At 39.5% G+C, this 26450-nt stretch carries 25 protein-coding genes and 1 pseudogene; 24 read left to right on the top strand and 2 right to left on the bottom strand.

Features of this window, described 5'->3' with window-relative positions; genetic code table 11:
- Window positions 1-144: 144 nt before the first annotated feature.
- Together HMPREF2988_RS01815 and HMPREF2988_RS01820 are read left to right on the top strand one after the other, a co-directional pair.
- Entirely contained in the window at window positions 145-741 is a 597-nt protein-coding gene (locus HMPREF2988_RS01815) for an ECF transporter S component (protein WP_002315071.1), read from the top strand.
- 112 nt (window positions 742-853) lie between these two features.
- Window positions 854-2002, top strand: a complete 1149-nt coding sequence (locus HMPREF2988_RS01820; RefSeq protein WP_002342634.1) for a cation diffusion facilitator family transporter — start codon at window positions 854-856, stop codon at window positions 2000-2002.
- A gap of 47 nt (window positions 2003-2049) precedes the next feature.
- On the opposite strand, the gene HMPREF2988_RS01825 is transcribed toward HMPREF2988_RS01820, so the two are convergent.
- On the bottom strand, window positions 2050-2454 hold the full coding sequence (locus tag HMPREF2988_RS01825; protein ID WP_002315069.1) for a ribonuclease HI family protein: 405 nt from the start codon (window positions 2452-2454) through the stop codon (window positions 2050-2052).
- A gap of 78 nt (window positions 2455-2532) precedes the next feature.
- Here HMPREF2988_RS01825 and HMPREF2988_RS01830 point away from each other — a divergent pair, with 78 nt between their 5' ends.
- Complete coding sequence (locus HMPREF2988_RS01830; protein WP_070769885.1) at window positions 2533-2982, top strand: EbsA family protein; 450 nt, start codon at window positions 2533-2535, stop codon at window positions 2980-2982.
- A gap of 103 nt (window positions 2983-3085) precedes the next feature.
- Here the strand turns inward: HMPREF2988_RS01830 and HMPREF2988_RS01835 are convergent, their stop codons facing one another.
- The gene (locus HMPREF2988_RS01835; RefSeq protein WP_002315067.1) at window positions 3086-3316 is read right to left on the bottom strand and encodes a cold-shock protein; all 231 of its coding nucleotides are present in this window, start codon (window positions 3314-3316) and stop codon (window positions 3086-3088) included.
- A 182-nt stretch (window positions 3317-3498) separates the two neighbouring features.
- Here HMPREF2988_RS01835 and HMPREF2988_RS01840 point away from each other — a divergent pair, with 182 nt between their 5' ends.
- The 21 genes and pseudogenes from HMPREF2988_RS01840 (at window position 3499) to HMPREF2988_RS01940 (ending at window position 26448) form a co-directional block, all read left to right on the top strand.
- Entirely contained in the window at window positions 3499-5169 is a 1671-nt protein-coding gene (locus tag HMPREF2988_RS01840) for a formate--tetrahydrofolate ligase (RefSeq protein ID WP_070769886.1), read from the top strand.
- Between the two features lie 173 nt (window positions 5170-5342).
- Window positions 5343-5729 carry a hypothetical protein gene (locus tag HMPREF2988_RS01845; RefSeq protein WP_002315065.1) on the top strand — a complete coding sequence of 129 codons (387 nt, stop codon included), beginning with the start codon at window positions 5343-5345 and terminating at the stop codon, window positions 5727-5729.
- Complete coding sequence (locus HMPREF2988_RS01850) at window positions 5716-6414, top strand: CBS domain-containing protein (RefSeq protein ID WP_002309327.1); 699 nt, start codon at window positions 5716-5718, stop codon at window positions 6412-6414. The genes HMPREF2988_RS01845 and HMPREF2988_RS01850 overlap by 14 nt, the downstream gene beginning before the upstream one ends.
- 4 nt (window positions 6415-6418) lie before the next feature.
- Window positions 6419-6883 carry a signal peptidase II gene (lspA, locus tag HMPREF2988_RS01855; protein ID WP_002309326.1) on the top strand — a complete coding sequence of 155 codons (465 nt, stop codon included), beginning with the start codon at window positions 6419-6421 and terminating at the stop codon, window positions 6881-6883.
- The gene (locus HMPREF2988_RS01860) at window positions 6880-7791 is read left to right on the top strand and encodes an RluA family pseudouridine synthase (RefSeq protein WP_002315064.1); all 912 of its coding nucleotides are present in this window, start codon (window positions 6880-6882) and stop codon (window positions 7789-7791) included. The genes lspA and HMPREF2988_RS01860 overlap by 4 nt, the downstream gene beginning before the upstream one ends.
- 235 nt (window positions 7792-8026) lie before the next feature.
- Window positions 8027-8566, top strand: a complete 540-nt coding sequence (gene pyrR / locus HMPREF2988_RS01865; RefSeq protein WP_002295862.1) for a bifunctional pyr operon transcriptional regulator/uracil phosphoribosyltransferase PyrR — start codon at window positions 8027-8029, stop codon at window positions 8564-8566.
- Between the two features lie 13 nt (window positions 8567-8579).
- Window positions 8580-9863: a solute carrier family 23 protein gene (locus HMPREF2988_RS01870; protein ID WP_002315063.1), complete on the top strand. Its 1284-nt coding sequence runs from the start codon at window positions 8580-8582 to the stop codon at window positions 9861-9863.
- Between the two features lie 12 nt (window positions 9864-9875).
- Complete coding sequence (locus HMPREF2988_RS01875) at window positions 9876-10802, top strand: aspartate carbamoyltransferase catalytic subunit (RefSeq protein ID WP_002335694.1); 927 nt, start codon at window positions 9876-9878, stop codon at window positions 10800-10802.
- 18 nt (window positions 10803-10820) lie between these two features.
- Window positions 10821-12101: a dihydroorotase gene (locus HMPREF2988_RS01880; RefSeq protein ID WP_002335695.1), complete on the top strand. Its 1281-nt coding sequence runs from the start codon at window positions 10821-10823 to the stop codon at window positions 12099-12101.
- Window positions 12102-12105: 4 nt separating this feature from the next.
- Complete coding sequence (locus tag HMPREF2988_RS01885; protein WP_070769887.1) at window positions 12106-13182, top strand: carbamoyl phosphate synthase small subunit; 1077 nt, start codon at window positions 12106-12108, stop codon at window positions 13180-13182.
- Window positions 13183-13186: 4 nt separating this feature from the next.
- The gene (gene carB, locus HMPREF2988_RS01890; RefSeq protein WP_070769888.1) at window positions 13187-16372 is read left to right on the top strand and encodes a carbamoyl-phosphate synthase large subunit; all 3186 of its coding nucleotides are present in this window, start codon (window positions 13187-13189) and stop codon (window positions 16370-16372) included.
- Between the two features lie 53 nt (window positions 16373-16425).
- Window positions 16426-17202 (top strand): dihydroorotate dehydrogenase electron transfer subunit, encoded by a 777-nt coding sequence (locus HMPREF2988_RS01895; RefSeq protein WP_070769889.1) that lies wholly within the window; start codon window positions 16426-16428, stop codon window positions 17200-17202.
- Entirely contained in the window at window positions 17199-18131 is a 933-nt protein-coding gene (locus HMPREF2988_RS01900) for a dihydroorotate dehydrogenase (protein ID WP_070769890.1), read from the top strand. Before HMPREF2988_RS01895 ends, HMPREF2988_RS01900 begins: the two co-directional genes overlap by 4 nt.
- Window positions 18128-18841, top strand: a pseudogene (gene pyrF / locus HMPREF2988_RS13820) (orotidine-5'-phosphate decarboxylase); the annotation flags it as partial. The gene HMPREF2988_RS01900 and the pseudogene pyrF, both read left to right, overlap by 4 nt.
- 9 nt (window positions 18842-18850) lie before the next feature.
- Window positions 18851-19480, top strand: a complete 630-nt coding sequence (pyrE, locus tag HMPREF2988_RS13825) for an orotate phosphoribosyltransferase (RefSeq protein ID WP_029744090.1) — start codon at window positions 18851-18853, stop codon at window positions 19478-19480.
- Window positions 19481-20073: 593 nt separating this feature from the next.
- The gene (locus HMPREF2988_RS01915; RefSeq protein WP_002309312.1) at window positions 20074-20490 is read left to right on the top strand and encodes a PTS sugar transporter subunit IIA; all 417 of its coding nucleotides are present in this window, start codon (window positions 20074-20076) and stop codon (window positions 20488-20490) included.
- Window positions 20487-20957, top strand: coding sequence for a PTS sugar transporter subunit IIB (locus HMPREF2988_RS01920; protein WP_002315055.1), 471 nt, complete (start codon window positions 20487-20489; stop codon window positions 20955-20957). The genes HMPREF2988_RS01915 and HMPREF2988_RS01920 overlap by 4 nt, the downstream gene beginning before the upstream one ends.
- 19 nt (window positions 20958-20976) lie before the next feature.
- Window positions 20977-21756 carry a PTS mannose/fructose/sorbose/N-acetylgalactosamine transporter subunit IIC gene (locus tag HMPREF2988_RS01925; RefSeq protein WP_002335699.1) on the top strand — a complete coding sequence of 260 codons (780 nt, stop codon included), beginning with the start codon at window positions 20977-20979 and terminating at the stop codon, window positions 21754-21756.
- Between the two features lie 14 nt (window positions 21757-21770).
- Window positions 21771-22583 carry a PTS system mannose/fructose/sorbose family transporter subunit IID gene (locus HMPREF2988_RS01930; RefSeq protein WP_070769891.1) on the top strand — a complete coding sequence of 271 codons (813 nt, stop codon included), beginning with the start codon at window positions 21771-21773 and terminating at the stop codon, window positions 22581-22583.
- Between the two features lie 52 nt (window positions 22584-22635).
- Entirely contained in the window at window positions 22636-23613 is a 978-nt protein-coding gene (locus HMPREF2988_RS01935; protein ID WP_002313783.1) for an SIS domain-containing protein, read from the top strand.
- 105 nt (window positions 23614-23718) lie between these two features.
- On the top strand, window positions 23719-26448 hold the full coding sequence (locus HMPREF2988_RS01940; RefSeq protein ID WP_070769947.1) for a sigma 54-interacting transcriptional regulator: 2730 nt from the start codon (window positions 23719-23721) through the stop codon (window positions 26446-26448).
- Window positions 26449-26450 lie beyond the last annotated feature (2 nt).

Consider the following 26450-nt stretch of genomic DNA (forward strand, 5'->3'; position numbering starts at 1 on the left):
GCGAAGACAAATAGTCTTGCCCTCATACTTTTTTCGATGGGATAGAAGAGCGCGTCTAATCAATTGGTCGATTTCGGATGGTCTTTAGTTGACGAAAGTGACAGAAATTTTTACGATTAGTATAAATAAAAAGGGGTGAAAACAATGAATAGCAGAAATAAAACCTTTCGACTAGTCTTACGTGCTATCTTATTAGCAATCATCATCGTACAAGCTATGGTACCTTGGCTTGGCTTTATTCCATTAGGGTTCATCAGTTTAACGATTATTCATATTACAGTAATTATTGCCGCAGTAGTATTGGGTCCAAAAGATGGTATGGTAATTGGCCTGTTTTGGGGAATTGCTACAATTGTCCGTGCCTACGCCATGCCGACAACGCCATTTGATACATTGGTATTCACGAACCCGATTATTTCGGTAGTTCCCAGAGTACTTGTTGGCTTAGTAGCTGGTTTGGTTTTCCACTGGATTTATCAAAAAAATAAATCAATAACAATCAGCTCGATCTTTGCAGGAGTATTAGGTTCATTGGTCAATACAGTCTTAGTGTTAGGATTCATGGGATTATTTTATACAGGTGCAACGGCAGATGCCTATGGTGTAGATTCTGCTCTTTTATTTAAAACCTTAGCAGGAGTTGCAGCAATCAATGGGATACCCGAAGCAATAGGAGCGGGAATCATAACACCATTACTAGCAAAAGCGTTATTTGCAGCAACACCATTAAAACCAGAATAATGGCCATCTTTGAATGAATAATAGGACGCATGATAGATAGAAAAAGGAAGAGAGGAATTGTCCTCTCCATCTTTTTACCTGAGCAACAAGCAAACTAGAAGGGGTAAAAAACTTGGTTAAGAAACAAGAAGAAAAAAAGAAACAAATACCGCAACAGCGGACAAAAAAAGGAGTATTAGCTGGCATATTAGGATTGGTTACGAATCTGATCTTGTTTGTCTCTAAGCTAATGATCGGGCTTTTTTCAGGGAGTGTCTCCATTATGGCTGATGCAGTGAATAGTCTATCAGACACTGCTTCATCCATATTGACTTTGATTGGATTTAAAATTGCTGCAAAGCCAGCGGATCAGGAACATCCTTATGGACATGAACGTTTCGAATATATCAGTGGGTTATTTGTTTCAATCATCATTACTTATGTAGGATTTCAATTTTTAGAGTCATCTGTTGAAAAAATCATCCATCCAGAAAATGTCTCTTTAGCACCCATCGTCTTTTTTGTCCTAATCATTTCCATCTTTTTGAAATTTGCACAAGGAAAAATGTACCAGGTTATTGCACGATCCATTGATTCTGAAACATTGAGAGCTACAGCAACAGATAGTTATAATGATGTCTTTACTACACTGGCTGTATTGCTTTCAGCAGCAATCGAATGGGTAACTGGATGGCGTATCGATGGATATATCGGTTTTGCTTTAGCATTATATATCCTTTATAGTGGATTGACGATGCTTCGGAATTTTGTATATGAGCTATTAGGTAGTCGCCCAACGTCAGCAGAGATTGAAGAAATGGAAGAGCACTTGAATGCTTGCAACGATATACTTGGCTATCATGATTTGTTGGTGCATAACTATGGACCCAATAAACGCTTTGCATCAGTCCACATCGAAGTAAATGAATCAATGAACTTGAATGAAGCACATAAGATTATTGACTTGATAGAAAAAGACTTTAAAAAGTCTTTGGATGTGGAACTCGTCTGTCACTTGGACCCAATGCCTGTTGATAACGAAAAATACTATAATATCTTGCATCAATTAAAGCAAATCCTTCTTGAAACAGGTAGAGGGCTCGATATACATGATTTTAGAGTCATCCATCAAGGGAAAACGCTGCAGTTTGATGTAGTTGTTCCTGAAAAATTCCAATTTGATGATACAGAACTCGAAAGAATTTTACGTATTCAAATAGAAGAGAAAATCGGAGATTATCATTTGGAAATCACGTTTGATCACAATTATCTTTTGTATTAAAGATAAGATACTAAAAAGACTCTTTAAAGTTTTTTTCTTCAAAGAGTCTATCTTTCTTTTAATTGTTTTTGTAGGGCTTGTCGTGCGAGGTTATCTGCCCCTTTGTTTTTGTTTTCGGGCAACCATTGTAGGATCAACAAGGAAAAGTCGGGCAGAAGTTCTTTGATTTTTTGGAGATAGGGAAGGAAAAGCTCGTTTTTCGTTGTGTTTTTATCGACTGTAGAAACCAGTGTTTTGCTGTCTGAAAAACAGAAAATCGTTTCATTCTGTAAATCTTTATTCTTTAGAAATTCTAAAGTTTTTAAAAAGACTTCGAACTCTGCTTGATGGTTTGTCCCTACGGAAAGGGGAATAGATAGCTGTTCTTGTTTACCTTGATAGACAATCAAGATCCCTCCCCCGCTAGGTCCAGGGTTGCCTTTTGTAGAGGCATCAATGTATACTTTTAACATAAAAAGAGATTCTCCTTTTTGTTCAAATTAATGTTATGGTAAGATTATATCATTACTGAATCGGTGAGAGGTTAGAGAATGAAAAAAAATATTCGATGGCAGCCTGAACTGGCACATACGATCATCTATTGGTCATTGACCTTGATCATTCTGTTTTTTAGTCTGATTCTTTCTTTAGAAAACACGGGTCCTTATTGGAAAAGCAATGTTGTTTTAGGTGTTTTTCTTGTTTTTCTATTTCTAGGATGGCGGCGTTCTTTTATTTTAAAATCCAACTCGGTCATCATACGCTATGCTGCTTTTTGGAAAGATCGGGAAATAACTGTCGGTCAGATTCGGTCTTTGACACCGACTAATACAGGAGTACAAATGACATTGCAAAATGAGGAAGACCCATCTGTTTTTATGATGCGAAAAAAAGATCAAGTGGTTCTTTTTGATCATCTTGAAAAAAACGGGCCTAAAGTAGGACCATCTTCTCAACAGCAAAGAAATAATATCCCATATACGAAAAATAGAAAAAGTTAATTTTAAAAAATAGGCCCTGAAGAAATGAATCTTTGTAGGAAAAGAAAAGAGTGAGACGTACGGATCAACCCGTTAAGCGTCTCACTCTATTTGATTATCTAAATCAATGTATACTGGATTCGGAAGTCTGAACACTGCCTTTCTTGACATGGGCAGCTTGTGTTCCTCGATTCCCCTCGATGATCTCAAATTCGACCACTTGATTTTCTTCCAAAGTTTTGAATCCCTCTTCTTCAATCGCAGTAAAATGTACAAAAATTTCTTCTGTGTCATCATAACTGATAAAGCCGTATCCTTTTTTGTTGTCAAACCATTTTACAATTCCTGTGGTCAAAGCACTCACGACCTTTCTAAAGTCTGATCATAGCCTTCATTATAAAGAGTATTTATAAGTACGTCAAATAAATTAAAAACCTGTAATTTAATGTTTTTTTTCTGAATAAAAAAAGGTATAATTGGCATATCTTAACAAAGAAGATGTTTTGTTGAATAAAGTTCGTGAAAAGGGGTAATCAAATGAAGAGTGATCTGCAAATTTCACAAGAAACAGAGCTAGAACCGATTATTGAAGTAGCTAGTAAATTAGATCTTAAGGAAGACGATTTGGAACTGTATGGGAAATATAAGGCGAAAATCAATTTTTCTGGAATCAATCGATCAAAGGATAACGCTGAAGGGCATTTGATCTTAGTTACTTCCATCAATCCAACACCAGCTGGCGAAGGAAAGTCAACGATCACTGTAGGGTTAGGAGACGCGCTCAATAAAATCAATAAAAAATCTGTTATTGCACTGCGAGAACCCTCACTTGGTCCTGTGATGGGAATCAAAGGTGGTGCTGCAGGCGGAGGATATGCACAGGTATTGCCTATGGAAGATATCAACTTGCATTTTACTGGTGACATGCATGCTATCACAACAGCTAATAATGCATTATCTGCTCTTTTAGATAATCATATTCATCAAGGAAATGAATTGAACATCGATGCCCGCCGAGTGATTTGGAAACGGGTAGTCGATCTCAATGATCGTGAACTGCGTAAAGTAATCGTTGGCTTGGGTGGGCCAATCCAAGGTGTCCCAAGAGAAGATGGGTTTGATATCACAGTTGCCAGCGAAATCATGGCTATCTTGTGTCTTGCGGCAGACCTTGAAGATTTAAAGGCTCGTCTTGCAAGGATCGTTGTCGGCTATACATTTGACCGTCAGCCTGTGACTGCTGGAGACTTGAAAGCAGAAGGCGCTCTGGCATTACTGCTGAAAGATGCAATCAAGCCGAATCTTGTACAAACAATTTACGGAACACCAGCTTTTGTCCACGGGGGACCGTTTGCTAATATCGCCCATGGCTGTAATAGTATTTTAGCTACCAAGACAGCATTGAGATTAGCAGATTACGTTGTCACAGAGGCAGGATTTGGTGCAGATCTTGGCGGAGAGAAATTTTTAGATATCAAAGTACCTAACTTGAAAAAAGCGCCGGATGCAGTGGTGATCGTCGCAACAATCCGCGCATTGAAAATGCATGGTGGAATGAAAAAGGATGAACTTAAAAATGAGAATCTTGACGCTTTGAAAATAGGTTTTGCAAATTTAAAACGTCATATACGTAACATGGAACAATACCAACTCCCTGTGATCGTTGCAATCAATGAATTCGTAACAGATACAGATAGTGAGCTTACACTGCTGGAGCACTTGTGCGAAGATCAGGGAATCCTTGCTAAAAGAGCAAGTGTATGGGCAAATGGAGCAGAAGGTGGCGTTGATTTAGCAGAAGCTGTGGTACGATTGATTGATAGAAAAGAAGCTGATTACAAGCCATTGTATCGCCTAGAAGAAACGATACAAGAAAAGACTGAAACAATCGTCAAGAAAATCTACGGAGGAAATGGTGTTGTTTTTAGTAAAAAGGCGCAAAAACAAATAGAAGAATTTACGAAAAATGGATGGGATAATTTGCCGATTTGTATGGCGAAAACCCAATATTCATTCTCTGATGATCCTTCATTGCTAGGCGCACCTGAAGATTTCACCATCACGATCCGAGAGATCATCCCAAAATTAGGGGCAGGATTTTTAGTAGCCTTAACTGGGGATGTTATGACGATGCCTGGTTTGCCTAAAAAACCTGCTGCATTAAATATGGACGTGACAAACGACGGAGAAGTATTGGGATTGTTTTAAGCTTGATTATAATCTACCGTATACTAAATGACTTTCATTAAACATAAGAGGAGCTGTATTTTGACTACAGCTTCTTTTTTTGAAGGTGTCAAGAGATTAATTGTGTTTGCACTAGGATCATTCTTTTTCTTTATTGTATTTTGAGCTATACTAAAGCATAATAGGAGGGTACGATGAAAACGACATTTATAAGAAAAACCGGTTTTTACGGTATGGGCAGCTCGATTCAATTAAGAATCAATAATGAAAAACGCAGTGTTCTCAATCATGAACAAAAGATAACGCTTGATCTGGAAGTGCCCTTTACGATGCAGGTCACCTTTTATTGGCTAAAAAGCCCCGTTTATACAGTGAAAGAAGCAAAGCCTGTTTATGTGATCACAATGAATGGTTTGATTCTTCAAATCTACCCGTTCTTATTTCTGGCAACTGGATTGGGGGCCGTTTTCCTACAAAATCTATTTTTCAGTTTTTTTGCAGTTATCGTGTTATTTGCGTTCTTTTTCTATATAAAAAACCGGGCATATTTGATCAAGGAGGAAAATTATGGCAAACTCTGATCTTTTTTTAATCAGTTTCAATCGAATCGAAAAATGGATGAGAGACGAGATGGGAAATGCACGAAACATGGGATTTACCGAACTTGTCAGACGCCTAGCTCAAAGAAAACAATTGATGATCAGAAAATATGAAGATGATCTTTTACAGCTTGCTCAGTTAAGGAATGCAATCGTCCATGACCGAATCGCCGTCGATTTTGTCATTGCAGAACCAAATGATTGGACAGTCAAGCGAATCCAGCTGATCGAACAAGAACTGATACGCCCAGAAACCGTACTACCTCGATTTGCGAAACGTGTGACAGGTTTTGAGCAAGATCTTCCGCTACTTGAACTATTAAAGATAGTAGCAGAAAAAAGGTATTCACAGTTTCCGTTATATAATAAAGGAAAATTTGTAGCATTGATTACTTTACGGAATATCGGATTTTGGCTAGCAAAAGAAAGCCAAAAAGGTCCTGTTGATTTAACAAATAAACGAGCATTGGATTTGATTATCCAAAATGGGAAGTACACAAATTATCATTTTGTTCCAGCTAAAACACATATTTACGAGGTTGAAGCGATGTTTCGCGAGCAAGGAACTTTGGAAGCCGTACTTATCACTAAAGATGGGAATCCCGATGGTAATCTGCTCGGGATCATACGACCTCGCGATATTTATAAACAAATAGAAAAGGATTGATTTTTTGTTAATTATTTATTGGATATTCAGCGCTCTGCTAGTGGGAGTGGATCAGCTGGTCAAATGGTGGATCACTGATAATTTAGCGCTTGGAGAGACGAAAAGTCTTATACCAGGTATTTTGTCACTGAATCATATTCGAAACACTGGAGCCGCATGGAGTATGCTAGAAGGGAAGATGTGGTTCTTTACTATAGTGACACTCATTGCAGTCGTTGTGATTCTCACTTTGATGATTAAAAATCGTGAAAAAGGTAATCGCTGGTTCATGATTGGATTGAGCCTGATTCTAGCTGGTGCGATTGGCAACTTTATTGATCGTCTCCGACTTGGCTATGTAGTAGACATGTTTCAAACAGACTTTATGAACTTTCCAATTTTCAATGTAGCAGATGTGACACTTGTATGTGGAGTGATCTGTATATTAATTTATATTATTTTAGATGAAAAGGATCAAAGAAAAAAATGACCGAACTTAAAACAACGATTCGCCATGAATCTGGTAGGATCGATAAAGTATTGACTAATCTATTCAGTGATTACAGCCGTTCGCAAATTCAATTGTGGCTGAAAGAACGTGCGGTTTCTGTCAATGGACAACCAGTCAAAGCAAATTACAAAGTAAAACAAGGAGACGAGATCACTGTCTTGATTCCTGAACCAGAAACATTAGATGTTGTCCCAGAGAACATCCCGTTGACCATCGTTTACGAAGATGAAGATGTCGCGGTAATCAATAAACCCCAAGGAATGGTCGTTCATCCTTCAGCAGGTCATACGCATGGCACAATGGTCAATGCGCTGATGTATCATATCAAGGATCTTTCTACGATCAACGGGGTTATCCGACCAGGTATCGTCCACCGAATCGACAAAGATACTTCAGGTCTGCTGATGGTTGCTAAAAATGACCAGGCACACGAATCATTAGCTAAGCAACTAAAAGATAAGACTTCTTTACGTAAATATGTTGCTTTAGTCCATGGAGAGATTCCTCACGAAAAAGGCACGATCAATGCGCCAATCGGCCGTTCGAAAGAAAACCGAAAAATGCAGGCGATAAGAGAAGATGGGAAGCCGGCTGTCACGCATTTTACTGTGTTGGAACGTTTTGAAGGTTTTACTTTGGTTGAATTAAAACTGGAAACTGGAAGAACACATCAGATCCGCGTGCATATGAAGTATATCGGCTATCCGTTAGCTGGAGATCCAGTATATGGACCGAAGAAAACTTTGAAAGGCAATGGCCAGTTTCTCCATGCGCAAATGCTAGGTTTTACACACCCGACTACAAACGAAAAGATGGTCTTTGAAGCACCTCTTCCAGAAGTTTTTGAAAAAACTTTAGAAAAATTAAGAAAAAACATTGCATTTTAATTTAGATAACGGTATAGTAATTAACAACGAAAGCATAAAACTTAATAGAATTCCTTTAAGTTTAGTCCCGTGAGGCTAAGAAGGGTGGGAGCAAGGATACGTATGGTGCGCCATAAAGTAAATTGCTCATTGACATAGTATAGCTATCAGTGTATCAGTATACGCTCAGTCTAAACATTCCTCCTGTCCTCTTAGGGCAGGAGTTTTTTTATGCAAAAAAGTAGGGGGAATGAAAATGCAAGCAAAAGAAGTAGTAGATCAGGTAACGATGAAGCGAGCATTGACTCGAATTACTTATGAGATTATCGAGAGAAACCATAGTATCCAAGATATCGTATTGGTAGGTATCAAAACACGAGGGATCTACATTGCATCAAGAATCGCTGAACGTTTGAAGCAACTAGAAGATATCGATATTCCTGTGGGAGAACTAGATATCACTTTATACCGAGATGACAAAAAAGAAAATCCAGAAGAACCGGAACTTCATTCTTCTGACATCCCAGTTTCCTTAGAAGGAAAAGAAGTTATTTTGATTGATGATGTTTTGTATACAGGACGAACGATTCGAGCAGCAATGGACGCAGTAATGGATTTTGGCAGACCAAGAAAAATTTCATTAGCAGTCCTAGTAGATCGTGGGCATCGAGAATTGCCAATCCGTGCAGATTATGTTGGGAAGAACATTCCAACATCTCGGGCGGAAGAGATTTTAGTAGAGATGCAAGAGCTTGATGGACAAGATCGCATCATGATTTTGAAAGAGGAAGATTAGAGGAGAGAGAAACATGTCGGAGAAAAAAGGATTTCATAATGATGACGTGGTGTTAGATATCCACGATCGCCCAACCCCAGGACATTGGGTTGGATTAAGTTTACAACACTTGTTCACGATGTTCGGAGCAACCGTGTTAGTACCTATCTTAGTAGGGATCGATCCAGGTATCGCGCTAGTCAGTTCAGGACTAGGGACATTGGTGTACTTATTTACTACTAAAGGAAAGATACCGGCGTACTTAGGAAGCAGCTTCGCTTTCATTGCGGCGATGCAGCTTTTGATGAAAACAGATGGTTATCCAGCGATTGCACAAGGAGCAGTCACAACTGGATTAGTCTACTTGATTGTTGCGCTGATCATCAAAAAGATCGGTTCAGCATGGCTGGATAAAATCTTGCCTCCGATCGTCGTCGGCCCAGTCATCATGGTTATCGGGTTGGGACTTGCGGCAAATGCAGCAACAAATGCTATGTATAATCAAGGCACATATGATTTCAAGTATATTGCCGTAGCACTGATCACATTAGGATTGACCATCTTCTTCAACATGTGGCTAAGAGGTTTTCTCGGATTGATTCCGATTTTACTAGGTATTATTAGCGGGTACATCGTAGCCTTGCTGTTTGGAATCGTGGATACTAAGCCAATCGTAGACGCTGCCTGGTTTGCTGTTCCTAACTTTGAGATTCCATTTGTACAATATGAACCAAAGCTATATCTTGGAGCAATTACAACAATGGCACCCATCGCTTTTGTGACGATGACAGAGCATATCGGCCATCTTATGGTATTGAATAAACTAACTAAACGTAATTTCTTTGAAGAACCGGGTCTTCATAAGACGTTGACAGGTGATGGCTTAGCACAAATCGTAGCAGCCTTTGTTGGTGGACCTCCTGTAACAAGTTACGGCGAAAACATTGGTGTTCTGGCTATCACACGCGTCCATAGCGTGTTTGTGATTGGGGGAGCTGCAGTTTTTGCAGTCGTTTTGGGATTCGTAGGAAAATTAAGCGCTTTGATTTTAAGTATCCCTGGACCAGTCATCTCAGGAATCAGTTTTATCTTGTTTGGCGTCATTGCAGCAAGCGGAATGAAGATTTTGATCGAGAACAAAATCGATTTTGACAAAAAGAAAAATCTGTTGATTGCTTCAGTTATCCTAGTAGTAGGAATTGGCGGACTTGTCTTTGAAGTAGGCACATTTACATTGTCGGCAATGGCGTTAGCAACTGTACTTGGCATCATTTTAAATCTTATCTTACCAGAAACTTCACGAAGCGAAGAAAACTAAGGAGGAAACATTATGATCATCAAATCAGAACGTATCAGTTTAAAGCATTTATTGACCGTTGAGGCACTTACTGACCAAGAAGTTATGGGCTTGATTCGCAGAGGGCAAGAATTCAAGCAAGGGGCTAATTGGACTCCGCAAAAGCGCCAGTACTTTGCTACAAACCTCTTTTTCGAAAATAGTACCCGCACACATAAAAGTTTTGACGTAGCGGAGAAAAAACTAGGGCTTGAAGTGATTGAATTTGAAGCAAGTACAAGCTCTGTCCAAAAAGGAGAAACGTTATACGATACAGTACTGACGATGTCTGCATTAGGTGTAGATGTAGCGGTCATCCGTCATGGTGATGAGAACTATTATGACGAACTGATACAAAGCAAAACCATCCAGTGCTCGATTATTAATGGGGGAGACGGAAGCGGGCAGCATCCAACCCAATGCTTGCTTGATTTGATGACTATTTATGAAGAATTTGGACACTTTGAAGGACTGAAAGTTGCCATTGTAGGAGACATCACTCACTCTCGGGTAGCGAAATCCAATATGCAGATGTTAAAACGCTTAGGTGCACAAGTATTCTTCTCAGGTCCTAGAGAATGGTACGATGAGGAGTTCGAAGTATACGGACATTATATGCCATTGGACGAACTGCTAGATCAAGTTGATGTCATGATGATGCTTCGAGTGCAACACGAACGCCATGATGGAAAAGAAAGCTTCTCAAAAGAAGGCTACCATCAGGAATATGGTTTAACAGTTGAACGTGCGAAGAAGCTGCAAAAACATGCGATCATTATGCACCCAGCACCAGTTAACCGCGATGTGGAATTAGCTGATTCATTAGTGGAAGGATTACAGTCACGAATCGTTCAACAAATGAGCAATGGTGTCTTTGTCAGAATGGCAATCTTAGAAGCAGTGCTAAATGGAAAAGCGTAATTATAGGAGGATGAAAAAATGAAAACACTCATTAAAAACGGTCAGATCAATACACGAAAAAATATGACGACACCAGCAGAAATTTGGATAGAAGATGGGCGAATCAAAGCAATCGGTACAGGATTCTCAGAAGCCGAATTTGATGAAGTGTTTGATGCAAAGGGACAATTGATCACACCTGGTTTAGTGGACGTCCATGTCCATTTGAGAGAGCCAGGATTTACATACAAGGAGACGATCGAAGCTGGAACTCGCTCAGCTGCACGTGGTGGTTTTACTACTGTATGCGCGATGCCAAATTTAAATCCTGTACCTGATACGGCAGAAAAGCTGAAACAAGTATATGACATCATTAGAAAAGACGCAGTTGTGAAGGTATTACAGTATGCGCCAATCACAGAAAATCTGCGAAGTGAGAAATTAGTTGATCAAGAAGCACTGATTGAAGAAGGTGCTTTTGCTTTCACAAATGACGGTGTAGGTGTCCAAACGGCTGGAACGATGTATCTGGCTATGAAAGAAGCTGCGAAAAACAATAAAGCACTAGTAGCCCATACAGAAGACGAATCTTTATTATTTGGCGGTGTTATGCACGCTGGCAAGAAGGCAGAAGAACTTGGTCTTCCCGGAATCTTAAGTGTAACCGAGTCTTCTCAAATCGCTAGAGATCTGTTGCTAGCTGAAGCAACTGGTGTTCATTACCATGTGTGCCACGTATCTACTAAAGAGAGTGTCCGAGTAATCAGAGACGCAAAAAAAGCAGGAATCCAAGTAACAGCGGAAGTTTCGCCCCATCATCTTATTTTGATCGACGAAGATATTCCCGAAGATTTCGGCTTTTGGAAAATGAATCCACCGCTAAGAGGACGGGAGGACAGGGAGGCCTTGATCGAAGGTTTGCTTGACGGCACAATCGATTGTATCGCTACAGATCATGCCCCACATGGATTAGAAGAAAAAAGCCAAAGCTTCATGAAATCACCATTTGGCATCGTAGGAAGCGAAACAGCATTCCAACTGATCTACACTCATTTTGTAGAAACTGGACAATTCACATTGGAACAAGTAATCAATTGGTTGGCAGTTAAACCGGCTGAGATTTTTGGTTTGAATGCAGGAACGCTGACAGTCGGCGCACCCGCTGATGTAGCAATTTTTGATATTACAAAAACTTGCACGATCGATAAAGAAGACTTTTTATCAAAAGGGGAAAATACACCTTTTATCGGCTGGAAAGTAAAAGGCGAAACACAAATGACTTTTGTCAACGGAAAACTTGTGTGGCAGAAGGGAGAATAAAAGTATGGAACGTTTGCTTATATTAGAAGATGGAACAGTTTTCGAAGGAAAAGCTTTCGGCGCGGATGCAAATGTCTTCGGAGAAATCGTTTTTACAACAAGCATGACTGGTTATCAAGAAACCATCACCGATCAAAGTTTCAACGGTCAAATCATTACATTTACCTATCCTATGGTGGGCAATTATGGGGTAAATAGAGATGATTATGAATCGATTTCTCCAACATGCAAAGGAGTAGTAGTAAAAGAGCACGCGCGTGTAGCTTCAAACTGGCGAAACCAAATGACGCTAGATTCATTTTTGAAACAAAAAGGGATTCCTGGAATATCAGGCATCGATACACGCGCCCTTACTCGTAAAATCCGTGAAGTCGGAACGATGAAAGCAAGTATCGTTGATGCTGGAGATTCCTTCGAACATGCATTTGATCAGCTGAAAGCAACCGTTCTAGCAACCAATCAAGTGCAGCAAGTCTCCACTAACAAACCCTATCCCAGTCCAGGAACAGGGCGGAAAGTCATCGTCATTGACTTCGGCTTGAAACATAGTATTTTACGAGACTTGAGTAAAAGAAACTGTAACCTCACAGTACTTCCCTATAACACAGATGCCGAGACGATTTTAGCGCTATCACCAGACGGAGTCATGCTGACGAATGGACCTGGTGATCCAAAAGATGTGCCAGAAGCAATCGAAATGATCAAAAAAATCCAAGGAAAAGTACCGATTTTTGGTATTTGCCTTGGCCACCAGTTATTTGCTTTAGCCAACGGTGCAGATACCTATAAAATGAAATTCGGACATCGAGGATTAAATCATCCAGTCCGAGAAGTAGCGACCGGAAGAATTGATTTTACTTCTCAAAATCATGGCTATGCAGTCGATGAAGCCACGATTGATCCAGAAAAACTCATCGTAACCCATGTAGAAGTGAATGACGGAACAGTAGAAGGAGTCAAACACAGAGATTATCCCGCTTTCAGTGTGCAGTTTCATCCAGATGCTGCCCCTGGTCCGCATGATGCACTACATTTATTTGATGAATTTATGGAAATGATGGATGCAGGAAAGGAGCAGTAAACAGATGCCGAAACGTACAGATATCAAGAAAATTATGGTGATTGGATCTGGTCCGATCATCATTGGTCAAGCCGCAGAATTTGACTACGCAGGAACACAAGCTTGTCTTGCCTTAAAAGAAGAAGGATATGAAGTGGTTTTAGTAAATTCTAATCCTGCGACGATCATGACGGACAAAGAAGTGGCAGATCAAGTATATATCGAACCGATCACACTTGAATTTGTATCAAGGATTCTTCGAAAAGAGCGTCCAGATGCTCTCCTTCCAACTTTAGGAGGACAGACAGGCCTCAATATGGCAATGGAGCTGGCAGCATCTGGTATTTTAGAAGAATTGAACATAGAACTTCTAGGAACGAAGCTTTCTGCGATCGATCAAGCAGAAGACCGTGATTTATTCAAACAGTTGATGAAAGAATTGAATCAGCCGATCCCCGAATCTGAAATCGTCAATACAGTAGAAGAAGCTGTAGCGTTTGCAAATAAAATCGGCTATCCCGTCATCGTTCGTCCAGCCTTTACTTTAGGCGGGACTGGTGGAGGCATGTGTGAAAATGAAGAAGAATTACGAACAGTCTCAGAAAATGGATTAAGTCTTTCCCCAGCTACCCAATGTTTGATTGAACGAAGTATTGCGGGTTTTAAAGAAATTGAATATGAAGTGATGAGAGATTCGGCTGATAATGCAATCGTTGTCTGCAATATGGAAAATTTTGACCCAGTGGGTATCCATACAGGTGATTCTATCGTATTTGCTCCTAGCCAGACATTGTCTGACCATGAATATCAAATGCTTCGTGATGCTTCTCTTTCGATTATTCGAGCACTTAAGATCGAAGGAGGCTGTAACGTCCAACTTGCTCTTGATCCACATAGCTTTAATTATTATGTGATTGAAGTCAATCCGCGTGTTTCTCGTTCATCGGCGTTAGCAAGTAAGGCGACTGGCTATCCGATCGCTAAGCTAGCTGCTAAAATAGCGCTTGGATTAACATTAGACGAAATGAAAAATCCTGTCACAGGAACGACTTTTGCAGAATTTGAACCTGCATTAGATTATGTTGTAGCTAAAATTCCTCGCTGGCCATTTGATAAGTTTGAAAATGGAGAACGGCTTTTAGGCACGCAGATGAAAGCAACTGGTGAAGTGATGGCTATCGGTCGGAATATCGAAGAGTCTTTATTGAAAGCTGTGCGTTCTTTAGAAATCGGTACACACCATATTGAACTTCCTGACTTGGCAGACATCACGGATGATGACCTAATCCAAAAAGTGGTTCGAGCACAAGATGATCGTCTGTTTTATGTAGCTGAAGCTATTAGAAGAGGGTACACCATAGAAGAATTGGCAGATTTGACAAAAATCGATTTATTCTTTTTAGATAAACTGTTGCATATCGTAGAAATCGAACAGCAGTTGAAACAGCAGCCGTTGGATGACAGGATATTGAAAACAGCGAAACAAAACGGTTTTACAGACAAAAAAGTGGCGGAGCTGTGGGAAATAAGCGAAGAAACCGTTCGCCAGATGAGAAAAGAAAATGATTTGATTCCTGTATATAAAATGGTTGACACTTGTGCAGCGGAATTCGAATCAAAAACACCTTATTTTTATAGTTCCTATGAATATGAAAATGAAAGTTCACGATCAGAAAAGCCCTCAGTTCTAGTACTGGGATCTGGTCCTATCCGTATCGGACAAGGAGTTGAATTTGACTATGCGACTGTGCATTCTGTCAAAGCAATCCAGCAGGCAGGATACGAGGCAATCATCATGAACAGCAATCCGGAAACAGTTTCTACTGACTTTTCTATTTCGGATAAATTATATTTTGAGCCATTGACCTTCGAAGATGTGATGAATGTGATCGAGCTAGAACAGCCGATAGGAGTAATCGTTCAATTCGGTGGTCAGACAGCAATCAACTTAGCCGAACCTTTGACTGCTGCTGGTGTAAAAATCTTAGGGACAACGATCGAAGACTTGGATCGTGCGGAAAATCGTGATTTATTCGAGCAAGCGCTGAAAGAGTTGGGTATTCCTCAACCTTTAGGGGATACTGCTACAAGTAAAGAAGAAGCTGTGGTTATCGCTTCGAGAATTGGTTATCCAGTTCTTGTTCGTCCAAGCTATGTATTAGGCGGGCGTGCGATGGAAATCGTTGAAAATCAGCGAGATTTAGAAGACTACATGGAGCATGCTGTGAAAGCTTCTCCAGAACATCCAGTACTAGTGGACCGCTATTTGCTTGGTGGTGAATGCGAAGTGGATGCGATTTGTGACGGTGAAACAGTACTCATCCCAGGGATCATGGAGCATATTGAGCGTGCCGGTGTCCATTCAGGGGATTCAATGGCTGTGTATCCACCTCAAACATTATCTGAATCGATCAAGAAAACGATTGAAGACTACACGATCCGTTTAGCATTAGGTTTGAACTGTGTCGGGATGATGAATATCCAGTTTGTCATCCATGAAAATGAGGTTTATGTGATCGAAGTCAATCCTCGAGCAAGTCGGACTGTTCCATTCTTAAGTAAGGTGACAGGAATTCCAATGGCACAAATTGCGACGAAAGCTATTTTGGGAGAGAAATTAAAGACACTTGGTTATGAAAACGGACTTTATAAGGAAACAAAAGAAGTCCATGTTAAAGCGCCCGTCTTTTCTTTTACTAAATTGCAGAAAGTCGATACTTACTTAGGGCCTGAAATGAAATCGACTGGAGAAGTAATGGGGTCTGACAGACAATTAGACAAAGCTTTGTACAAGGCATTCGAAGCTTCTGGATTACACTTGCCTGAATATGGAGCCGTATTGTTTACGATCGCGGATGAAACAAAAGAAGAAGCACTAGAGTTAGCTAAACGTTTTACAGAAATTGGCTATAGTCTGATAGGAACGAAACATACAGCTGCCTATTTCGAAAAACATGGTTTGGTCGTTGAAACAGTTGCGAAAATTTCTGAGGAAGCAGCAGAAAAAAATGTAGTTGACTTGATACGAGATGGTAAAACACAAGTGGTTGTCAATACGATTGATAAAGATCGGGGAAATGCTTCTAAAGACGGCTTCATTATCCGAAGAGAAGCAGTTGAACATGGTATTCCGTTGTTTACTTCTTTAGACACAGCAGATGCAATCGTTCGAGTGATGGAATCCCGTGCATTTTCAACCAACCCTATTTAACGGTGTACACATGTTAAGACCGAAAGAAGAAAATCCGTTACAGGAGGGGACAGATGAAACAAGAAATGATGGAAATCGTTCAGCAAAAACAGCTGGCACCAAAGATTTTTGAAATGACATTAAAAGGTGATCTAGTAAAAGAAATGCAGCAACCAGGACAGTTCTTGCATATCCTCGTGCCGCGTGCAGACTTGCTGCTACGCCGACCGATTAGCTTGAATCATATCGATCACGAGACAAATACTTGCCGTATTATCTATCGGGTGGAAGGTGAGGGGACTAGCGTCTTCTCTACTCTTTCTGCCGGAGACCATTTAGATGTCATGGGTCCTTTAGGTAATGGTTTTGATTTATCTGGTCTTCATACAGGAGACGAAGTATTTATAATCGGTGGAGGAATCGGTGTCCCTCCCCTGTATGAGTTATCAAAGCAGTTAGTCAAAAAAGGGATCAAACCAACGCACTTTTTAGGTTTTGCCACACATGAAGTCGTTTATTATGAAAAAGAATTTAATTGTCTAGGAGAAACAAGAATCGCTACTGACGATGGAACATACGGTATGCACGGAAATGTCGGTAATTTATTGTTAGGAACGAAGACGAAACCTACAGCTGTTTTTGCATGTGGTTCCAACGGGTTATTGAAGACAGTGGAACAGCTGTTTTCTTCGCATCAAAATGTCCAGTTATCATTAGAATCCCGCATGGCATGTGGGATAGGGGCTTGCTATGCTTGCGTTTGTCATACGCCGGAAGATGAAACAGGAACAAAAAGTGTGAAAGTTTGTGACGAAGGACCGATTTTTAAAATAGGAGAGGTAATTATATGAATGAGAATCCTTTAGCGGTCAAACTTCCTGGCCTAGAATTAAAAAATCCTATCATGCCGGCAAGCGGCTGTTTCGGTTTTGGCAAAGAATACGGGAAATACTATGATTTGAATCAGCTTGGTTCGATCATGGTCAAGGCAACGACTCCAAATGCTCGCTTTGGCAATCCTACACCGAGAGTGGCGGAAACACCATCGGGCATGTTGAATGCGATTGGGTTACAAAATCCTGGTCTAGACGTTGTTATGCATAAACTTCTTCCAGAATTAGAGGAGTACAATGAGTTACCCATCATCGCAAATGTCGCTGGTGCTTGCGAAGAAGACTATGTAGAAGTTTGTAGCAAAATCGGCGAAGCGCCAAATGTGAAAGCAATCGAGCTGAATATTTCCTGTCCAAATGTCAAGCATGGCGGTATCGCTTTTGGAACAGATCCTGATGTTGCTTTTCAATTAACACAAGCAGTAAAGAAAGTTGCTTCTGTTCCTGTCTATGTCAAACTATCCCCCAATGTGACAGACATCGTTCCAATCGCTCAGGCAATCGAAGCTGGAGGGGCAGATGGATTTACAATGATCAATACACTACTTGGTATGCGGATTGACCTTAAGACAAGAAAACCGATTTTAGCCAATCAAACAGGTGGACTATCCGGACCAGCAATCAAGCCTGTCGCTATCCGTTTGATTCATCAAGTGGCAAGTATATCCAGTCTTCCAATCATTGGGATGGGCGGCGTGCAGACAGTGGACGATGTTCTTGAGATGTTTATGGCTGGAGCAAGCGCTGTAGCTATAGGGACTGCGAATTTCACCGACCCCTATATCTGTCCTAAACTAATCAAAGAGCTCCCAGTGCGAATGAGCGAACTAGGTATTGAGTCACTGGAAAGATTAATCAAAGAAGTGAGAGAGGAACGTGAACGATGAACCAACTAAACCAACGACCAATCATTGCATTAGATTTTTCAACTTGGCAAGAAGTAGAAGACTTTCTTCGTTTTTTCCCAGAAGAAGAAAAATTGTTTGTGAAAATCGGAATGGAATTGTTCTACCAAGAAGGACCTGAAATCGTACGTTATCTAAAAGATGCTGGTCACGATGTGTTTTTAGATCTGAAACTTCACGATATTCCGAATACGGTCGAAAAAGCAATGCGGGGACTGGCAAAGCTTGGTGTTGATGTCACATGTGTTCATGCAGCTGGCGGTATTCGCATGATGGAGGCGGCAATGCGTGGATTAGAAGAAGGAACGCCAGAAGGTGGGAAACGTCCGCTACTTCTAGCTATCACTCAACTTACCTCTACAAGTGAAGAGGAGATGCATGCAGATCAACTAATCGAAGTTCCTTTAGAAAAAAGTGTGATCCATTACGCTAACTGTGCCAAAAAAGCAGGATTAGATGGTGTGGTTTCTTCTGCTTGGGAAGTAGAAGCGATCAAAGAAACGGCGGGAGATGAATTTGTTTGCTTAACTCCAGGGATAAGACCAGAAGGAACAGTCGCAGGAGATCAGACAAGAGTAGTCACACCTTCTCAAGCAAGAGAGATTGGCTCAACTTTCATCGTTGTGGGACGACCAATCACGCAAGCAACTGATCCTTATGAAGCATACCGAACGATTCAAACAGAATGGAGTCAACCTAAAATGAATGTAGAACAAAGTATCGCAAAAGATCTATTAGAGATTGAAGCAGTATTTTTAAATCCAAGTGATCCTTTTACTTGGGCAAGTGGAATCAAAAGCCCCATTTACTGTGATAACCGAATCACGATGAGCTATCCAAAAGTCCGAAAAGAGATCGCAAAAGGCTTAGCGAGCAAAATCAAAGAAGCTTTCCCTGAAGTACAAGTAATTGCTGGAACTGCAACGGCAGGAATCCCTCATGCTGCATGGGTAGCGGAAATATTAGACTTGCCAATGGTCTATATTCGAAGTAAGGCGAAAGATCATGGGAAAGGCAATCAAATCGAAGGGCGTATAGTTGAAGGCCAGAAGATGGTTGTGATCGAGGATCTGATTTCTACAGGAGGCAGCGTCTTGGAAGCAGCTGAAGCAGCGAAAAGAGAAGGTGCAGATATCCTTGGTGTTGCAGCTATCTTTACGTATGAGTTGCCAAAAGGAAAAGCAAATTTCGAAAAAGCCGAAATCCCTCTTATGACGTTGACCAATTACTCTGTATTGATCGAAGCAGCTTTAGAAGATCGTTATATCGATGAGCAAGAATTAACTCTGCTAAAAGAATGGAAAAAAGATCCTGAAAATTGGCAGTCTTAAGTACAAAAACACTTAGATAATTGAAAAAATAAAGCTATGTTATTTTGAATATTTCTAAATTACCATTTCTCTACACCGTTATATTTTTAGAGGCTGGGACAGAAGCGTTTAACTCCAAGAAATAAGAAGGAATTCAGGAAAATTGCTTTTCAAATTTTTGTGAATTTCAGCTTATTTCCGAAGGAGTTGCTTCTGCTTCCGCCGTTTATACGTGTTTAGAGCGTGAGACAAAAGTGTTCTTTACTTTTGTCTCACGCTCATTTTTTTCATAATCCTGCATGGATGATTTGGATGAGGAAATATATCCATAAGATACATATGCCTTATCTTCAATAGCATTGATTACACAAAGTATGAACGACTTCAACGAGTCAAAAACAGCCCCTCGACTGTGTTTCTATCACACAGTCAAGGGGCTATTTTTGTTTTATATATGTAGAAAAGCAGTTCAACACTTTTACAAAATCGATTGAACACTTATCAGTAAATGATAAAAGTGTTGGGAAATAGTTGTAACTATTGATTTTACAGGCTTAACAGAAGTTGGCACGATATTTGCTTTATATAAAACTGTCAGCGAGGAGGAAATAAAAATGAATACGATTATTCTAGCTAGTCACGGCGCATTATCTCAAGGTCTAAAACAAACAGCTGAAATGATCTTGGGGCCTGCCACTAATATTTATGCATTATCAGCTTATCGAGATGAAGATGAGCCGATAGAACAACAAATACAAAGTATAGTTTCAAAATTAGGAAAAGAAAATCTATTTATTCTCACAGATATCTTAGGAGGAAGTGTCAATAATGAAATGATAGGACTGTTAAAGAAAGAGCCAGCAATACGCTTGATCACAGGAATGAATCTACCCTTAGTGATTTCAATCGCCACGCAAGTTAACCCAATTGCTGCTGCAGATTTAGAATTGATTATCGAAGAAAGTCGGCAGTCATTGATTGATTGCAATCGATTACTAAAAAAATCAAATGAAGGAGGAGATGATCTATGATCAAGTTCATTCGTATCGATCACCGATTGTTGCATGGACAAGTGGTGTTTTCTTGGAGTAAATCTTTGCAAATCAACCGAATTCTGGTGGTGAATGATGAAGCAGCCAATGATGAATTTAAAAAAATGTCTTTAGAACTATCAAAACCTCAAGGAATCAAACTCAATATATTTACCGTTGAAAATACATTGACAAAAATATCTAAAATAGAAACATTGAGCGAAAACATCATGATGATCTTTGGAAATACCAAGGATGTTCGTCAGTTTTGCGAAAGTTACTCAAACGTTAAGGAAATCAATTACGGAGGCATCATAAAAAAAGAAGGATCAAAACAATTCAGTAATGCTATCTTCTTGACTGAAAATGAGATAGAAGATGCGAAAGTACTAAAATCAATGGGCATCAAACAGTTCATGCAACAGGTTCCAACCTCAAAAAAAGAGGATTTGAATACAATGATTTAAAAAGAAAGGAGTTTACGTTATGTTGTTTCAATCGATTGCCTTAGGTCTGGTCGGAATCCTGTGCATCTTGGACTCTAGACTACTAGGGAGGATGAATTTTGAACGGCCTTTAATCGTGAGTACGTTAGTTGGGTTAGTATTAGGTGACTTGGAAAAAGGTTTATTGGTTGGTGCTTCTCTGGAATTGATGTCGCTTGGTCTGGTAAATATCGGAGCAGCAGCGCCACCGGATATGAATATGGCGTCCATTATTGCTACAGCTTTTGCTATTCTATCTGGCTCCAATGCTGAAACTGCTCTGACTATTGCCATTCCAATCTCTGTGTTAGGACAAATGCTTGGAATATTGATGCGGACGGTACTCTCAAATCTGACACATTGGGCAGATAATTTAATCAATGAAGGAAAGTTCAGCAGAGCACGACGGATCCACATAATCTATGGTACGGTCTTATATTCACTGATGTATTTTATCCCTATCTTTTTAGCTGTTTACTTTGGAACAGATTTAGTGAAAAATATCGTGAGCAGTATCCCAGTATGGTTGACAAATGGTCTGACTTTAGCAAGCAAAATTTTACCAGCATATGGTTTTGCTTTGTTGTTACAAACGATGTTGACGAAAAAAATGATCCCGTTTTTATTACTTGGTTTTCTAATCACAGCTTACTCCGGATTAAGCATCACAGGTATCGCAGCTTTTGCTTGCATTGTGGCCTTTGTGATGGCACAAGTCAAATTCAATGGTAAAGATAATAGGACAGCTGTAAGCGAACCTGATCCTTTAGATGATTTATAGAAAGGAGTTTTTTTATGACTAAGAAAGATCAAAATAGTTGGAAGTATTGGCAATTTTTCTGGCGTTCGTGGGCAATACAAGCTTCGTGGAATTACGAACGACAAATGAATATGGGGTTTATGTATGGGATCGCACCAATCATCGATAAAATCTATGACAAGCCAGAAGACAAACAAAAGAAAATCGATGCTTATGAGCGGCACATGGCTTACTACAATTGTACGCCGCAAACAAGTTCATTCGTTTTAGGTCTAGCAGCATCTATGGAAGAACAATATGCCGAAGATCAAGAGAATTTCAATCCGGAAACCATCAGTGCTTTGAAGACTTCGCTTATGGGCCCTTTGTCAGGAATCGGAGACTCTTTCTTCCAAGGAACCATACGTGTTTTAGCCTTTGGCTTTGGAATCAATCTCGCTCAGCAAGGTAGTATCTTTGGCCCTATCTTGGCCATTATCATCTCCTTCATTCCGTCCTTTTTCGTTACATATTATGGCGGAAAAATTGGTTATAATACTGGGAATAAATATTTAGCGAAACTGTATCAAGAAGGGCTGATGGATAAAGTGATGTATGTTTGTACGATTATCGGTTTGATGGTCATTGGAGCTATGATTGCTAGCATGATTGGAATCACCACGCCGCTAAGATTCGGCAAGGCGTTTGTTTTACAGGATGTTTTAGATAATATCATGCCCCAGTTGATTCCTTTAGGGCTGACATTTTTTATGTATTGGTTGTTGCAAAAGAAAGTTCGGACCGGTTTGATGCTCACTATTTGTATCGCTGGTGGTGTTTTACTAAGTTTATGCGGGATTTTTAATTAAGGGACCAACCTAATTTAGGTTAAAAATAAATAGTATGAGGAGGAATTCAAACATGAATTCAACATTAAGTCCAAAAGATATCGTCAAAGAAATCATCGCGAACAAAGAGGTGGAGTCCATCGTATTTGTCGGCTGTGGTGCATCGAAAGCAGATCTATATCCGGCAAAATATTTTTTAGAACAAAACGCAAACAAATTACGTATCAGCCACTTTACGGCAAATGAATTCAATTATGCGACACCTCGCTCGATCAACGATCATACTGTAGTTATTTCAGCTTCATTGGGAGGTACGACTCCTGAAACTGTTCAAGCTAACGCAGTAGCGAAAGAACAAGGTGCCACAGTTATTAGTTTAACACATAGCGTAGATTCTCCGTTAACGAAAGACGCGGACTATGTGATTTATCATCGTTTCACAGAAGATTACGCAGCAAAACTAGAAAAAACAGGTTACTGCTTAGAACTTGCAGTTGAACTACTAAATCAGATCGAAGGGTATAAAGACTACGATAAGATGATGGATGGTTTCGACAAAATTTATGATTTGTCGCAAGAAAGTGCAAAGGGAGCACGTCTACAAGCAAAAAAATTCGCCGAACGTTTCAAAAATGAAAAGGTGATATATGTTATGAGTTCAGGAGCGACTCATGAAGTTGCGTATTCCACTTCTATTTGTTTAATGATGGAGATGCAATGGATTCACTCTGGTACTTTCCATTCTGGTGAATTTTTCCATGGTCCATTTGAAATCACGGACAAAGACGTACCATTTATCTTATTGATGAATGATGGTCGTACGCGTCAAATGGATGCCCGAGCACTGACCTTTTTGAATCGTTTCGATGCAAAAATAGAAATCGTAGATGCACTGGATTGGGGACTGTCTGCCCACATTGCGAAAGAGGTTCTTGATTACTTCAATCCATTCGTCATCACAGCAGTATTCCGCGTCTATGCAGAAGAATTAGCTGAAGTACGCCAGCATCCGCTGACAAAGCGTCGTTATATGTGGAAATTAGAGTATTAAACTAGAGCTGAGGCCAAGTGCCTCGGCTTTTCTTCCCATGCATTGAAAAGGGTTTCTTATTCTCGTACAATTGATTGAGCAAGAGTAAATTGGGTGGTGTTGATCATGAACAAAAAAGTAGAAAAATATTTAAAAGAGCTGACAAAAAATTACAGTGAGCATCATGCAGAAGATTTTTCAGCTTTATCAATTAGCGAAAATGTCGGTTTGAATCGAAGTACAACAAGCTTCTACTTAAATCAAGGAATGAAAGAAGGAGTATTGGTCAAGGTCAAGAGTTACCCCGTCTCTTTTTTACATGTTGAAACTTTAGCTGAACTTGGCATTTTCCACAGAGAATCTGAATATGAAACTTGGGAAGACTTATTTGCAGCAGAAAAAGCCAATGCATTAGAAACGGTGATTGGAGCAAATGGCAGCTTAAGAGAAGTAGTTGATCAAATAAAGACAGCAGTACTTTATCCTGGGAATGGGTTGCCTATTCTTTTATCAGGCAATAGCGGTTCAGGGAAAACATTTTTAGCAGAAAAAATCTATGAATATGCTGTAGCAGAAAAGGTCATCCCAAAAGATGCTCCGTTTATCTCTTATAATTGTGCCCAATATTTCAACAATCCTGAACTCTTGTCTTCTGCTTTGTTTGGACATGTCAAAGGAGCATTTACTGGAGCGGAAAAAGAACATATTGGATTGATAGAAAAAGCTGATAATGGCGTATTATTTTTGGATGAGGTACACCGCTTAAGTGATGAAGGGCAAGAAAAGCTTTTTACATTTATGGATACAGGAGAAATTTCACCGATGGGGGACAATGCAATCAGACATAAAGCAAACGTCCGTATGATATTTGCAACAACTGAGAATGTCTATCAAACATTTTTGCCGACATTTATTCGCCGTTTGCCAGTGATTGTCATGTTACCGAATTATGAACGTCGTCCGCAATCAGAGCGTATGCAACTGATAGACGCATTTTTTATTAATGAAGCGAATATTTTGTCAAAACGCATCGATGTAAGTTATCAACTAGTGGACTTTTTGCTTAATAGTGACCTAGAAGGCAATGTAGGGAAGATAAAGAACATCGTGAAATATGTCTGCGGTAGTGCGTACGCCAAAAATCAAAATAGTCTGTCTATTCGAGTTCGTTTGAAGGATCTTCCAACTGAAAATACCATGCAGCTAAAAGAGCAGCTGAAAAAAACGATTAAAGCTTTACCAGACCGCCAATATTTGCCGCATACAGCTAATCAAGTCTTTTTAGAATCTTCAGAAGTCAGGCAAATCAGGCAGTTATTTGAAAAAATAGTGCAAATGTATCAAAAAGTTGAAAAGCAAGAATTAATGATCAAAGATTTTATTGATCATACGGTAAATCGAATCAATCATTTGATGGACGAGTTTATTTTTAAAGATAGTTATTCGAAAGAAGAATCATTTTATTCTGTACTAACCTATCAGATACGAGAAACTTTTGATTGGATGCATGAAAACTACGGATTGGAACAAGATGGTAATCGTGTGATTGCCCTGGCACAGTATCTCTACCATAAAAACAACACAGATATGATTGCAGAAAACCATGAATGGCAAAGTGTCAAAGACAAGTTGTTAGAATTGGTTTCGAGTTCCATAGATACTTCTTATTGGTATGCTAAAAAAGTACTAGGACATATTTCTCGACAATTAGATCAAGATTTTAAAGAGGAAGATTTGATTTTTATTTCCTTTTATTTTCATGGGCTGCAGATCACGCTAGGAGAAAAGAAAATCAAGAGTATCATTTTAGCTCATGGTTATTCTACTGCTAGCAGTATGGCGAACGTAGGCAATCGGATGCTGAAGCAGAATATCTTTCAAGCTTATGATATGCCAATCAATATCACGTTAGCTAAAGTAGAAGAACAAGTCATTCGCTTTATCAATGATCATCAAACGGACGCCGGGTTGATTTTATTAGTAGATATGGGGTCGTTGAACGAAATCGGAAAAAAGCTAGCAGATAAAATACGTGGTCCACTGCTGATTATCGATTATGTCTCTACGCCTCTTGTATTGGAGATTGGGCAGTTGATTCAAAGACAAATGTCTATCGCAGAAATCAGCCAAAAAATCGATATAGAAAACAAAGTAAAAAAACAACTAATACTACCAAAAAAAGAAAAAACACAGGCAATCTTAACTTGCTGTTACACCGGAATAGGTTCAGCTACTCAAATACAAGAGATTTTGGAATCTTGTTTAGAAAATCATTGCAAAGAATTGACGATTATTCCGTATGATTACAAAAAATTGCAAAAAAATAAAATGTATGAGGATCCTTTCCAGATATATGAAGTATTGATGATTGTAGGAACAGAAGATCCCAAAATCGAACAGGTTCCTTATATTGGTCTTGATCATTTAATTAACGGTGAAGATGTTGAGAAGTTCATTTCAATTCTACAAGATTATTTTGACATACGTGATAAAGATTTAAAAGAACAGCTGATGTTCAGTTTTTCAATTAATAAAATCATCGAGAATTTAACGATTTTGGACGCAACCAAACTGTTGCGTTTAGTGCAAAGTGCTGTATCCGTAGCTGAGGAAACCTTAGAGATCACTCTATCTAATAGTAAGTTGTTTTTACTATACCTACATTGCTGCTGTATGATTGAACGAATTTTAAGGAAAGAAAGTGTGGATGAACAAGAAGATATAGAGGAATATACGACTCAAGCAGGGGCAGAAATGGAACAGATTCATCGTGCCTTTTTCGAGATAGAGAGTGAGTATACTATCAAGATTTCCACGTTGGAGTTACGATTGATTCATGAAATTATTTATGGATAGGA

This window comes from Enterococcus sp. HMSC061C05 (genome assembly GCF_001814765.1).
Lineage (GTDB): Bacteria > Bacillota > Bacilli > Lactobacillales > Enterococcaceae > Enterococcus_B > Enterococcus_B lactis.